Consider the following 12,406-nt stretch of genomic DNA (forward strand, 5'->3'; position numbering starts at 1 on the left):
TGGTCACCTCGGTGTGCGAGCGGTCGGTCCTGGTGGGAGTCGGGCGGAGGCTGCGGGTGTTCGGCCCGGCGGTGGGGAGACGATCCCCGCGGCGCCCGCCAGCAGCAGGGCGAGGACCGGGACGAGCGGCAGGGCCGGCCAGGTCAGCGGGTAGAGCGAGGGGTTCAGGTCGGTGGCGTCGTAGCCGACGGTGGCGAACAGCAGTACGGCGGCGGTCACCCCGCACCCGGCGACCGCCCACTCGGCGGCCCGCCAGCGGTCCGGGCGGTAGGTGGTGCGCCGGACGCGCCGCCCGCCGAGCAGCAGGCCGGCCACGCACAGCACGGCGCCCGCCAGGAAGGCCGGCAGGCCCAGTGCGGCGGGCGCCGTGCCGTCCAGCAGCCCGTACACCCCGGCGCACAGGCCGCACATGCCGAGCAGCATCAGCGCGCCGGTGAGCCGGCGGGAGCGGCGCGAGGCCGTGCCGGAGCGCCCGTAGCCGCGCGAGTCCATGGCGGCGGCCAGGCTGAGCGAGCGCTCCAGCGCATCCTCCAGGACCGGCACCACGATGCCGCGCAGGGCGCGAACGCCCTTGCGTTGCCCGGCGCGCAACCGCCGGGCCCGGGCGACGCGTTGGACGCTCTGCACCAGCTGCGGCGCGACGCTCAGCGACACCGTCACGGCGACGCCCAGCTCGTACAGCGCACCCGGCAGGACCCGCAGCGCCCGCTTGGGGTTGGCCAGGGTGTTGGCCGCCCCGATGCAGCAGATCAGGCAGGCCAGCCGCAGCCCGTCGAAGGCCGCCGAGAGCGTGGCCTCCAGGGAGACCGGGCCGCCGATCCGGATGCCCGCGTACCAGGCGGGGGTGGGGATGTGCGGCAGGGAGAAGAGCAGGTGGTCGTGCGGGGTGATGCCGGTGGCGAAGACGCAGCGGAAGACCACCCGGATCGCCACCACGGTCAGGGCCACCCACAGGTAGTAGCCGAAGCCGCGCGCCCACGGGGCTTCGCTGCGGCGGGCCGTCACCACATAGCCGAGCACGGCGAGGACGAGCAGGAGCAGCAGCGGGTTGGTGGTGCGGCTGGCCACCGTCGCCAGGGCGAGCGCCCAGGCCCACCAGGCCAGCGGGTGCAGGTTCCGCGGGACGCGCCCGCTCCCCGCCGCCCGCCCGGGGACGGACTGCGGGGAAGAGCCGGCGACGGCCTTGTCGAGCGTGGTCACCGGATCACTCGGCCCGTCGGCGGCGCAGCCGCGCCGCGATCACGGTGGCCGCCCCGAGCACCACGACGAGGACGACCCCGACCACGGCGGGGACCATCGAGCCGGAGTCGTGCGGGGCGTCGGCCACCGGGTCGGCGTTCACCACTCCGCCGGGTACGGCGGGGGCGGGCGTCGGCGCGGCCACGGCGGACTGCTCCGTCGGCCGGTCGCTCGGCGTGTCCGTGGGCAGCGCGGTGGGCGGCTCGACCGGTACCGGTGTCGCGGGCACCGGCGTCGGCTCGGGCGCACCCGGCGGGGTGATGCCGTCCTCGGGGGTGCCGGCCGTGCCGGGGGGCGTGCCGGGCGCGGGCGGACGGGCTCCGCCCGCCGGGGGCTTGGTGGGAGCCGGGGCCCGACCGGTACCGGAGCCGCCGGTCGTGCCGGTGGACCCGCCGGAGCCGCTGCCGGAACCGCTGCCGCCGGTCGTCCCGGCACCGCCACTCGTCGACCCGCTGCCGGAACCGCCCGAGGCACCGCCGGAGCCGCCCGCGGTGCCCTGACCCGGGTCGGCCGGCTGCCCACCGGGGCTGGAGTCGTGCGCCCGGACACTGTCGGGCGAGAAGGTCGGGCGGCCCTCGGTGCCCTCGATGTCGGTGCCGCCGAAGATCCACAGGTCGACGCTGCCCGGCTTCGGCTGGTAGAGCATCGCGCCGAGCTGGCTGTACGACCAGGTGTTCTGGCCCGGGTCGGCGTGCCAGTACGACCAGTAGGCGGTGGCCGGGGGCGTCAGGACGCACTTCTCCTGGTCCGGGGTCGGGTACTGCTTGCCGCCCTGGAACCCGCTGTAGCCGATCCGGCAGATGAAGGCCGGGCCGTCGTGGCCGGTGCCGGTGGTCTTCCAGCCGCCCTGGTTGAGCAGGGTGTAACCGGTGGTGGGAGTGGTGCCGCAGGAGCGCAGCAGCGGCCCGCCCCACTTGCTGAAGTCCACGGCGAGCACGACACCGGAGGTGGTGGTGCACTGGTCCATCGGCAGCGGCGCCGCGGACGCCGGGGCGGTGCCCACGGCAACACCCCCGAACGCGACGGCCAGCGTCGTGGCGGCTGCGCCCGGCAGCCGGCCGAAGCGCCGGATCACCGGTGACGCCCCGGGCCCGAGGCGGTGCGACGGCGGGCGGCCAGGACGGCCGCGGCGCCGAGCACGGTCAGCAGACCGGCGGCCCCCGTCAGTGCGAGTGCTTCGCTCCCCGTGGCCGAAAGGCCGCCGGTACCGGACCGCCCGGCACCGGCACCGGCACTGATGGGAACACCACCGCCGACCGGGCCACCGGCGAGCGGGGCGTCGGACGGACGGGTGGTCGAGCCGTCACCGGGACCGGGCGCGACGGAGGTCGGGGACGTCGTCGCGGTCCGCGTGCCGGTGCCCGTCGGGGTCGGCGTACCGGTCGCGGTCGCGGTGCCCGTGGGCGTTCCGGTCGGCGTCCCCGTGGGAGTCGGCGTCGGCGTACCTCCGAGGTTGCGGGTCAGCGTGCCGAAGGAGATCCCGGTGGCCCCGCCGAGCACCTGTGTGGAGGCACGGACGTCCGAGCCCTGCTGGCCGCCCGAGGCGACGTTGAACCCGCCGTCGCCGTTCTGCTGCCCGGCGAGGAAGTCGAGCGCCTTGGCGATCTGTGCACCGTGGATCGACCGACGGAGCGTCATGCCCTGGATCGCGAGCGCGGCCGAGTTGGTGGAGTCTCCGGCCGCGCCGGGGAATCCGCCGTCGGGAAGCTGCCGCGCGGCCAGCCAGGTGGTCCCCCTGTCGACCGCCTGCGCCGCCTCGTCGCCCGGAACCAGGGCCAGGGCCATGACGGCCATCGCCGTACTGTCCACATCCGAGTCGCCGGTGGCCGGGATCAGGCTCGGCCAGGAGCCGTCCGGGTGCTGCAGGCCCTTCAGGTAGGCGATCGCAGGGGCTGCGCCGGCGGCGTCGCCGGCCCGGAGCTGGGCCATGACGGCGAGCGCCTGGGAGAACACCGAGGTCGCGTAGACGTAGTTGCCGGGGGCGGCGCAGCCGGTGTTCGCGTCGGCCTTGGTGCACACCATCGCGGCGAGGGCGGCGATCAGGTCGTGGCCGCCGAAGGCGCGCGGGTCGCGGCCCACGACCTCGGCGAGCAGCGCCTCCTTGCCGATGGACCCGCCGCCGGCGTACTCGGTGCCGATGGCCGTCCAGTCGTTGACGGTCCGCTCGCTCGCGTCCTTGCCCTGTTGGTCCAGGAAGTCGACGATCCGGCGCAGCGCGGCGTCGTCGGTGCCGGTGGCGGCCAGGGCGTAGGCGCCGTCGATGGTCAGGCCGAAGTCGGCGAAGGCCGGGAACCCCTCGTAGTAGTGACCGTCGATCAGCCGGGCCGGGTCGGTGAGGTAGGCGCTCCCCTTCGCGGCGTCGGGCTTCCTCCCGGCGGGCGTGGTCGGGGGCGTGGTGGTCGGCGTGGTCGGCGTGGTCGGCGTGGTCGGCGGGGTGGTGGCCCCGTCCGGGTTGTGCCGGACGGCGGTGAGGTCGGTGCCGGTCAGGGCCAGGATGGCCTGTTCGGTGGCGGCGGCGTCCGGGTCGGTGGTCGACTCGTCGGGGCCGAAGCCGCCGTCCTTGCCCTGCCGGGCGGCGAGCCAGGCGGTGGCGGCGGCCTGTCGGGCGCCCTGGCCGGTGGCCCGGAAGGCCTGGGCGGCGCTCGCGGTGCTGGTGGTGTCGCCGGGGGCGCCGGCGTAGGGAAGGAGGGAGCCGTCGGGCTGCTGGCTCGCCGCGAGCCGACCGGCGGCCTTCTCGGCGGCCGCCTCGTAGCCGGGGGCCGTGCGCAGGGCGAGGACGGCGATCGCGGTGGTGAGCGGGTCGGACTCGCAGTGGTCACCCGCGACGATCATCGAGCCGGCCATGCCGCCGTCGTCGCACTGGAGGACCGTGAACCGGGCGAGTGCCGGGGCGGGTGGGGTGATGCCGGCGCGCTGGAGCGCGATGACCCCGAGGGACTGGACCCAGGGCGAGGCCGCGCCGAGGAAGTCCCCGGCGGCGGTGCACTTCCCGTTCTCCCCGGCTGCCGTGCAGACGTGGTCGGTGAGCGCGGCAAGCGGGTCCCGCCCGCCGAAGGTGCGGGGGTCGCGGCCGGTGCTCTCGGCGACGAGGGCCAGCAGGGCGGCGGCTCTGGTGTCGGGTGCGCCGGCGGGGCCGTCGGGGTACAGGAAGGCATCGATGTGGTCGGCGAGGAAGCCAACGACCTTGCGCAGCACCGGGTCCTGCGTCCCGGCGGCGGCGAGTGCGACGGCGGTGAGGGCGGTCCGGGGGTAGTCCGGCCCCGGGGCGGCCCAGTTCTCCATGTGGTCGCCGCCGACGAGCTGACCGGCCAGCCAGGCGGCCGCGGCGGCCGGATCACCGGTGGGGGACGGCGTGCCGGTGGGGCTCGGCGTCCCCGGGGACGTGGCGGACGGCGAGGCGCTCGCGGAGGGGGACGAGGAAGGCGAAGGGGACGCCGAGGAGCCACCGTTCTTCGCGCGGACCGAGTCCGGGGTGAAGTCCGGCGCCCCGCTGGTGCCCCCGATGTCGGTGCCGCCGTACACCCAGGCCTCGACCTCGCCGGGCTTGGGCTGCTGCGTGCCGGCGCCGAACCGGCTGTAGGACCAGCTCTGTTGGCCGGGTGCGGCGATCCAGTACGACCAGTACGCGGTGGCCTGCGGGGTGTTGACGCACGGCTCCTCGGCCGGAGTCGGGTACTGGACACCGCCGTTGAAGGTCCCGGTGCCGAGTCGGCAGATGAAGGCGGGCCCGTCGTGCTCGGTGCCGGTCGTGGTGAATCCCGCGTTGTGCAGCAGGTTCATCCCCGTCGTCGGGTGGGCGTCGCAGCCCCGGACGACCCCGCCGCCCCAGTGGCTGAAGTCGACGGCGACGATCGCGCCCGTCGTCGCCGTGCACTGCTCGATCGGATCGGCTGCCGCGGAGCCGGGGTGGCCCAGCAGGACGGTTCCTCCCGCGGCCACTGCGACGGCCGTGGTGATCAGAAGCGAGCCCAGTTCTCTGCTTCTGTGACGCGTAGGACTGCTGCTGACCCTCACCGGCGACTCCCCGATCGGTCGTCGGGGTCCCACGGCGCAGCCGACGGCTCTCCCCGGCACGGGGCGCCGTCGCGACCGCGTCGTAGTCCACGACGACGCATGTACTCATGAACAAGGCCCCGGCGCAGGCATTCCGGCTCACCGGCCCTTGCGGGCGGGTCTACGGTTGCGGGTCAGCGCCGGAATCGGACCGGCTTCCCCTGACTGCCGAGGACTAAAAAGCGGTTCATCACACCATGTGCTCGGAGTCGTCGTCAACGAGTCGTCATGTCACTTTCGCCACCTCGTAGATCCGTTCACGGGTGCGGTAACGTCCGCGGTGGCCGAGCGGGGGAATCCGGTGCGAATCCGGAGCTGACGCGCAGCGGTGTGGGGCGGTGGTTGCACCGGCCCCGAGCCCGAATGCCCGCGCGGTCGTGCAGCACCAGCACCAGCCCGCCCACGCGATCCGGGCGGCCGCCGCCCCGTACCACCGCGCTCTCGGACGAGCGCTGGGGTCCCGGGGCAGGACCGGCGCGCCCGTCACCCCAAGGAGCCCGTTCCGTGTCCGTTCCCGCACACTCGCGCTTCGTCTCCTCACGCCTCGCTTCCGCGGCGACCGTCTCGATGGCCGCCTGCGCCCTCCTGATGTCGGCCGTCCCTGCGCACGCCACCGCCTCGCCGAGCCAGATAGCCACCTCCAGGACCACCGGCGTCACGTACCTCAAGTCCCTCCAGGCCGCCGACGGCAGTTACGTCACCGGCGGCGGGCTCTCCAACGAGTGGGCCTTCAGCGCGCTCGCCGCCGCCGGCACCGCCGCGGCCGATGTCGCCCCTGGCGGTGACACGAGCAAGAACGCGCGCCTGGTCTACCGCAACCAGCTCGCCGCGAGCAGTTGGCCGAGCACCTCGCCGGTCGTCACCGACTACGAGCGTGGCATCCTCAACTCCTACGCGGCCGGCATCGACCCCGCGCGGATCGGCCCGGGCCGCAACCTCGTGGCCGACCTCGCCGCCTACTGGCAGACCGCCGAACCCGGCTACTACGGCCCGTCCGCGAACTTCAACGGGACCGTCTTCGGCCTGCTCGCCCTCGGCGGCGCCAAGACCCGGAGCGGCGGACAACGCGTCCCGCAGTCCCTGCTGAACGCCTCGGTCGCGACCGTGCGCGCCAACCAGCACAACGACGGCGGCTGGAACTACAGCAAGGCCGCCGGCGACCCGACCGCGCTCGCCCAGGGCAGCGACATCGACATGACCGGTGCCGCCATGGCCTCCCTGTGTGTCGGCGGCGTCCCGGGCACCGACGCCGCGATCGTGGCCGCGAAGAACTTCCTCAAGGGCAAGCTCGCCTCCTCCGGCGCCTTCAACGCCATGTTCGGCGTCAACACCGACTCCAACGGCTGGGCCGTGTCCGGCCTCAACGCCTGCGGCATCAACCCCCAGGGCACCGACTTCACCAGCGGCACCGGCAAGACCCCGGTCGACTTCCTCGTCGCCCAGCAGTTCAAGCCCGGTGGCGGCTTCAAGTACCTGCCCACCGACACCTCCCCGTCCCCGTACGCCTCCGTCGACGGCCTGCGCGCCGTCGCCGGCGCCGGGTTCACCGCCACCCCGCCGGCGCCGACCACCGCGGGCGAACCCGCCTGGGCCGCCACCACCGGCTTCACCGCGGGTACGGCCGCCCGGCTCGCACTGGTCGTCGACGACGGCACCAGCAACCTCAAGGTCTGCGCCGTCACCCTCACCCCCACCGGCACCACCACGACCCTCGGCGACGTCCTCGACGCGGCGGCCACCGCCACTCCGAGCGGCTGCGTCACCTCCGTCACCCCGTCCACCGGCGGCGGCACCGTCACCGCGCTCAACGGCACCGCGAACAGCGGCTCCTCCACCTGGAAGGTCGGCCTGGACGGCGCCACCGCCACCGCCGCCACCCGGGCCGCCACCGTCCACCTCGGCGACACCGTCTCGCTGAGCTACGGCAGCTGATCCACCGACAGGGCGAAGCCGCGGCGGCAGTCCCGCGGCGGCCGTGCGTGCTCGGCTGCGGCGGTCGGCAGCGTACTGCTGCACGACCACCTCGTCCGGCGCCGGCGGGCACCTCACGCCCGACCCCTGTGCCCCGGCCTCCCTCGTCGGGGAGGCCGGGGCGTCGACGTGTACGGGCAGGCGGGTCAGGGAGCGGTGATGCCGGGTTGGGCGCCGGCACCGAAGGACCAGCCCTCGACGTCGCCGGGGGCCGGGTTGTAGCTGCCCGCGCCGAGGCCGCTGTACGACCAGGGGCCGCCGTGCTGGGCGTGCCAGTACGACCAGTAGGCGCTGCCGGTGGGGTTGGTGCAGGTTGTCGGCAGGCTGTTGACGGTGCAGACGAAACCCGGGAAGCGCGGGTGGAAGGCGTAGCTGAATCCGGCGCCGGTCAGCGCGGCCAGGCCGCTGGCCGGGTCGCCGAGCGCACAGCCGGTCTGGATGCCGCCGCCGACAGCGGTGAAGTCGACCACGACCGTGACGCCGGTGGTCCCGCCGCAAGCGGCGGCCCGAGCCTGCGGGGCCTGGACGGCGGAGACGCCGAGCAGACCGGCGGTGAGGGCGGCGGCCGCGGCGATCGAGCCGAGCGTACGGCGGACCGGGCGCGCCGGAGTGAGGGTGTCGCTCATCGGTGAACTCCTCCTGGTTTCGGGCGTGTTCAGTACGCGGCCGGGGCCGGGCAGGCCAGGGTGGGCGCGTCCGGGCGGGCCCCGGCGGCGGAGAGCGTGGCGAGCGGGGTGCCGGCGAGGCCGAGGACGGCCTGCGCGGTGGCCCGGGCGCCGTTGCCCGCGTTGAAGCCGGAGGCGTCGTAGGCGACCGCACCGCGCACGGCAGGGTCGGCCGAGCAGCCCTGCTGGAACTTCACCAGCCGGCTCCAGCCCTTGAGGCCGGCGCCGAAGCGCCCGCCGGCCAGCAGCGCCTGGGTGGCGAGGCCGGTGGTGTTGGCGTTGGACGTGGTCGCCCCGGCGGCCGCGAACCCGCCGTCGGCGTTCTGGTGCGCGGCCAGCCAGCCGAGGCCCCCGTTCGCCTTTGCGGTGCGGCCGGTGGCGGCGAGGGCCTGGACGGCGAGCGCGGTGGCGTCCGGGTCGCCGGTGCAGGTCGCCTGGCCGAAGGAGACGGGGAAGCCGCCGTCCGCGCACTGGCTGTTGGCGAGGTAGTCCACGGCCGCCGCCGGGGCGTCACCGGGCGTGCGGTGCAGGGCGATCAGGGCCAGCGACTGGCCGAAGGCGTTGCTGTAGTCGCCCCACTGCGAGCGGTCCGAGAAGCGGCCCTCGGCGGTCTGGAGCGAGCGCAGCCGGGCCGGCAGATCGACGCCACCGAAGGACGCCGCGTTCCCGCCGCGCACCTCGACGGCGAGCAGCAGCTTGGCCGTCGCGCCCGCGTAGGCCTCGGTGGTGCCGTCGCCGAGGTAGCCGCCGATGACCTCGGGCTTCGCCAGCCAGGCGGTGGCCTTCGCGGCGGCCTCGTCGGAGCTGTGCGAGGCCGCGAAGGCCAGCACGGCGTCGATGGTCAGGCCCTGGTCGGGGTAGGCGGTGCCGTTGAACACGGACTCGAAGTGGTCACCGTCGACGAGCTGCCGGGCCAGCCAACCGCCGGCGGCGGCGTCGGGACGGACCGTCGGCGACGAGGTCGCGGCGGCGGGAGCGGCATGGGCGGTGGCCGCCGCCGGGAACAGGGTGGCGAGGGCGAGGGCGGGTATCGCGAGCGGGCCGAGGGAGCGGCGAACGGCGGGCATGGGCTGCCTTTCCGGGCCCGCGCGCAGGGGCCCGGAAGGCGTCGGCGAGCGCCGAGGGGCCAGCGGGCTCCGGCCCGCAGACCACGACGGGAGGAGGGGTGACACACCTCCGCCGACGGGTACTCGGGCTCGCCGCCGACGCGGGGTCGGCGGCCTACCGTTGCGGGTCAGCGCCGGATTCGAACCGGACTTCCCCCATCGGCGGAGTCACAACATGACGGCCCATCATGGCGATGCCCCGAACAGCGGGTCAAGAGACCCCGGGCCCGAATCCCCGTTGAACAGTGGCCTCGTCATCACCGAGCCGAGGCCGACGAGGCCGACGAGGCCGGCCAGGCCGACGACCTGATCACCACCGACGACGGGGCCGTCCGGTTCGCAGTGAGGCTCGCCCTTGGTCCAGGCCTCATGACGCTTGAGCGGGGCGGGTGAGGGCGTGCCAGCCGCTGTAGCCCCCGAGGAGGTCGGAGACCTCGGCGAGACCGTGGTGGCGCAGCAGGCTGGCGGCGATGGAGGAGCGGTGGCCGCTGGCGCAGTGGACGACGAGGGGGCGGTCGGTGGGGATCTCGTCGAGGCGGCCCGGGAGTTCGGTCAGGGGGATGTGCACGGATCCTTCGATGGAGCCGGTTTCGCGCTCACCGCAGGTGCGCACGTCCAGGACGGTGGGGGGCTGCGCGTCGGTGAGGGCGGTACGGAGCTGGTCGGCGGTGAGGCGGCCGGCGGGGGCGACCTCGTCGGCGAGGGCGGGCAGGGCGTTGCCGGGGTTGCGCAGGTAACCGGCGATGCGGTCGAAGCCGATGCGGGCGAGGCGGGTGACGACCTCGCCCTCGCGGTCCTGCGGGGCGATGATCGCGATGCTGCTGTCGGGGGTGAGGACGGTGCCGGCCTGTTCGGCGAAGCGGCCGTCGACGGGGACGTTGATGGCGCCGCGGATGTGTCCCGCGCCGAAGTCCTGGGGGCTGCGGGCGTCGAGGACGACGGCGCCCGCGTTACGGGCCTCCTTGAAGCCCTCGGGGCACAGCGGGCGGGCTGCGTTCGCGGGATCGAGCAGCGGGCGGTCCTTCCGGTTGAGGGCGGCGTCGTGGCCGAAGTAGGCGGGGGCGGTGGACTGGCCGGCGGTGACGATGCGGACGAAGGTGTCCTGGTCCATGGGCCGGCAGGCGTAGTTGGTCAGTCGCTGCGCCCCGATGGTGGACTGGCGGTCGGCGGAGAGGTTCTTGCCGCAGGCCGAGCCGGCACCGTGGGCGGGGAAGACGAGGGTCTCGTCGGGCAGAGCGAGCAGCTTGCGGTGGACGCTGTCGTAGAGCATCGCGCCGAGTTCGGCGGCGGTGACGCCGGCCGAGGCGAGCAGGTCGGGGCGGCCGACATCGCCGATGAACAGCGCGTCGCCGGTGAGCACACCGTACGGGACGGTGTCGTCGGGCTGCTCGAAGACCAGGATGCTGATCGACTCGGGTGTGTGGCCGGGGGTTTCGAGGACCTGGACGGTGACGTCGCCGAGTTCGATCCGCTCACCGTCGGTGAGCTTGCGGATGGGGTACTCGGTCTCGGCGCGGTGACCGTAGCCGATCCAGGCGCCGGTGCGGGCGGCGAGTTCGAGGTGGCCGGCCAGGAAGTCGGCGTGGAAGTGGGTGTTGATGACGCCGACGACGGTCAGGCCACGCGCCATGGCGTCGGCGAGGTACTCGTCGACGTCCCGGCGGGGGTCGACGATCACGGCCCGGCCGGTGCGTTCGTCGGCGATCAGGTAGGAGGCCTGGGAGAGGCAGTCGAGGTAGTACTGGCTGAAGATCATGGGGTTGTCTCCTCCGGGTCGGGCCTCGGCCTTCTCCTGGTCGGCGAAGCCGGATTCCTGGGCGCCACAGCGCCATCGTGATACCCCCCTCGGTATATTTGCGAGCATACGGCTTCGGGAGCCGATACGGGCGGGGGTATGTCCGAACGATTTCAATAATACCCCCGGGGGTACTATGGTGAAGCCATCGAGGGGGCCGGCCACCGCCGCCGAGCCGATACGGGCGGGGCCGAGGACGCACCGGCCACGCCGCCGTACCGGGCCACCGGGCCCGTACGGACGCCCGCGCCGCCCCCGACCTGCCGGACCACTGCGGTCCGGTCTGCACCACTGGAGACACCGCATGCCTTTGCTGCCGCGCGCCCACGGGTCCGCTCCCCACGAACACCGCGCCCACGGACACCGCCCCCACGGGCGGACCACCCCCGCCGAGGCCCACGAACTCGCCCGCACCGGCGCCGCCGTGCTGCTCGACGTCCGGGAGGCCGCCGAGTACGCCGCCGGGCACGCCCCCGGCGCGCTGCACCAGCCGCTGATCGGCCTGGTCGCCGGTGTCCCGCTGCCGCCCGCGGCGGCCGGCCGGACCGCGCTGGCGATCTGCCGCTCCGGCCACCGCTCCCAGCGCGCCGCGGAGTTGCTCGCCCAGCGCGGCGTCGAGGTGCTGAACGTGGCCGGCGGCATGAACGCCTGGGCCCTGTCCGGGCTCCCGGTCACCACGCCCGACGGAAGCGCCGGGCACGTGATATGACCACGCTGCTCCTGGCACTCGCCGCCGGCGCGGTGGTCGGGCTCGCCCTGGGCGGGCTGGGCGGCGGCGGCAGCATGCTCGCCGTACCCGCCCTGGTCTACCTGCTGGGCTTCAGCCCGGCGCTGGCCACGACGGCCAGCCTGGTGATCGTCGCCGCGACCTCCCTGACCGGCCTGATCGCCCACGCCCGGGCGGGCCGGGTCCGCTGGCGCACCGGCGCCCTGTTCGCCGCCGCCGGACTGCCCCTCGCCGCGGCCGCCGGGGCGCTGTCCGCCCACCTGCCGGGCGCGCTGCTGACCGGCGCCTTCGCGGTACTGGCGGCGCTCGCGGCCTTCCGGATGCTGAGGCCGCCCAAGGCCGAGGCGCAGGAACGTTCCGCCGCAGGACTCGGCCGCTCCACGGCCGCGGGCGCCGGACTCGGCGCCGTCACCGGACTGCTCGGCGTCGGCGGCGGCTTCCTCGCCGTACCGGCCCTGGTCTCGGTGCTCGCCTTCACCATGGCCGAGGCGGTCGGCACCAGCCTGCTGGTCATCACCGCCAACTCGCTCGCCGCCCTGCTGCCCCGCCTGGGCGCGACCGGCGCGATCGACTGGGCCGTGGCCGCCCCCTTCACCGGAGCCGCGATCCTCGGCGCCTGGGACGGCAAACGGCTGGCCGACAAGCTCAGCGGGCGCACCCTGCGGAAGGCCTTCGCCGTCGCCCTGCTCGCCGTCGCCGCGCTGATGCTGATCACCACGCTCGCCTGATTCACCACGCCGGGCCGATCAGCACGCCGGCCTGATTCAGCACGCTGCGCCGATCAGCACGCCGGGCCGACCACCGCGACGGGCCGACCACGGTGCCACCGCGACGGGCCGACGCCCAGCCC

Annotated in this window: 9 protein-coding genes and 3 riboswitches; of the genes, 3 read left to right on the plus strand and 6 right to left on the minus strand. The window is 74.9% G+C overall.

The annotated features are described in order from the left end of the window. Positions 1-3: 3 nt before the first annotated feature. From ACFVHV_RS26670 to ACFVHV_RS26680, 3 genes are all read right to left on the minus strand, one after another. A complete protein-coding gene (locus ACFVHV_RS26670; RefSeq protein WP_380354112.1) occupies positions 4-1,113 on the minus strand; it encodes a CbiQ family ECF transporter T component in 1,110 nt (369 codons plus the stop codon). A 91-nt stretch (positions 1,114-1,204) separates the two neighbouring features. Continuing rightward, positions 1,205-2,242, minus strand: coding sequence for a hypothetical protein (locus tag ACFVHV_RS26675; protein WP_380354071.1), 1,038 nt, complete (start codon positions 2,240-2,242; stop codon positions 1,205-1,207). 68 nt (positions 2,243-2,310) lie between these two features. After that, positions 2,311-5,178, minus strand: a complete 2,868-nt coding sequence (locus ACFVHV_RS26680) for a prenyltransferase/squalene oxidase repeat-containing protein (RefSeq protein WP_380354074.1) — start codon at positions 5,176-5,178, stop codon at positions 2,311-2,313. A gap of 180 nt (positions 5,179-5,358) precedes the next feature. After that, positions 5,359-5,500: riboswitch (cobalamin riboswitch) on the minus strand. Positions 5,501-5,583: 83 nt separating this feature from the next. Continuing rightward, positions 5,584-5,661, plus strand: a riboswitch (cobalamin riboswitch). Between the two features lie 198 nt (positions 5,662-5,859). On the opposite strand from ACFVHV_RS26680, the gene ACFVHV_RS26685 reads away from it, so the two are divergent. Then, positions 5,860-7,224, plus strand: coding sequence for a hypothetical protein (locus tag ACFVHV_RS26685; protein WP_380354115.1), 1,365 nt, complete (start codon positions 5,860-5,862; stop codon positions 7,222-7,224). A 185-nt stretch (positions 7,225-7,409) separates the two neighbouring features. Here the strand turns inward: ACFVHV_RS26685 and ACFVHV_RS26690 are convergent, their stop codons facing one another. The 3 genes from ACFVHV_RS26690 to ACFVHV_RS26700 all read right to left on the minus strand — a co-directional run bounded on the left by ACFVHV_RS26690 (position 7,410) and on the right by ACFVHV_RS26700 (position 10,790). Beyond that, the gene (locus tag ACFVHV_RS26690; protein WP_380354076.1) at positions 7,410-7,889 is read right to left on the minus strand and encodes a flagellar hook-length control protein FliK; all 480 of its coding nucleotides are present in this window, start codon (positions 7,887-7,889) and stop codon (positions 7,410-7,412) included. Between the two features lie 29 nt (positions 7,890-7,918). Then, positions 7,919-8,995: a peptidase gene (locus ACFVHV_RS26695; protein ID WP_380354079.1), complete on the minus strand. Its 1,077-nt coding sequence runs from the start codon at positions 8,993-8,995 to the stop codon at positions 7,919-7,921. Positions 8,996-9,091: 96 nt separating this feature from the next. Next, a riboswitch (cobalamin riboswitch) is annotated at positions 9,092-9,213 on the minus strand. 188 nt (positions 9,214-9,401) lie between these two features. Next, the gene (locus tag ACFVHV_RS26700) at positions 9,402-10,790 is read right to left on the minus strand and encodes a rhodanese-like domain-containing protein (protein ID WP_380354081.1); all 1,389 of its coding nucleotides are present in this window, start codon (positions 10,788-10,790) and stop codon (positions 9,402-9,404) included. A gap of 343 nt (positions 10,791-11,133) precedes the next feature. Here ACFVHV_RS26700 and ACFVHV_RS26705 point away from each other — a divergent pair, with 343 nt between their 5' ends. Next, a complete protein-coding gene (locus ACFVHV_RS26705; protein ID WP_380354084.1) occupies positions 11,134-11,538 on the plus strand; it encodes a rhodanese-like domain-containing protein in 405 nt (134 codons plus the stop codon). Continuing rightward, a complete protein-coding gene (locus tag ACFVHV_RS26710; RefSeq protein ID WP_359907890.1) occupies positions 11,535-12,284 on the plus strand; it encodes a sulfite exporter TauE/SafE family protein in 750 nt (249 codons plus the stop codon). The genes ACFVHV_RS26705 and ACFVHV_RS26710 overlap by 4 nt, the downstream gene beginning before the upstream one ends. The last annotated feature ends 122 nt before the right edge of the window (positions 12,285-12,406 follow it).

Origin of the sequence: Kitasatospora sp. NPDC127116 (genome assembly GCF_042677365.1) — a bacterium.
Taxonomy (GTDB): domain Bacteria; phylum Actinomycetota; class Actinomycetes; order Streptomycetales; family Streptomycetaceae; genus Kitasatospora; species Kitasatospora lactacystinica.

Coding starts and splice junctions, on each gene's coding strand:
- ACFVHV_RS26685 (WP_380354115.1), top strand. CDS start 5,860: ATGGCCGCCTGCGCCCTCCTGATGTCGGCCGTCCCTGCGCACGCCACC.
- ACFVHV_RS26690 (WP_380354076.1), bottom strand. CDS start 7,889: ATGAGCGACACCCTCACTCCGGCGCGCCCGGTCCGCCGTACGCTCGGC.
- ACFVHV_RS26695 (WP_380354079.1), bottom strand. CDS start 8,995: ATGCCCGCCGTTCGCCGCTCCCTCGGCCCGCTCGCGATACCCGCCCTC.
- ACFVHV_RS26700 (WP_380354081.1), bottom strand. CDS start 10,790: ATGATCTTCAGCCAGTACTACCTCGACTGCCTCTCCCAGGCCTCCTAC.
- ACFVHV_RS26705 (WP_380354084.1), top strand. CDS start 11,134: ATGCCTTTGCTGCCGCGCGCCCACGGGTCCGCTCCCCACGAACACCGC.
- ACFVHV_RS26710 (WP_359907890.1), top strand. CDS start 11,535: ATGACCACGCTGCTCCTGGCACTCGCCGCCGGCGCGGTGGTCGGGCTC.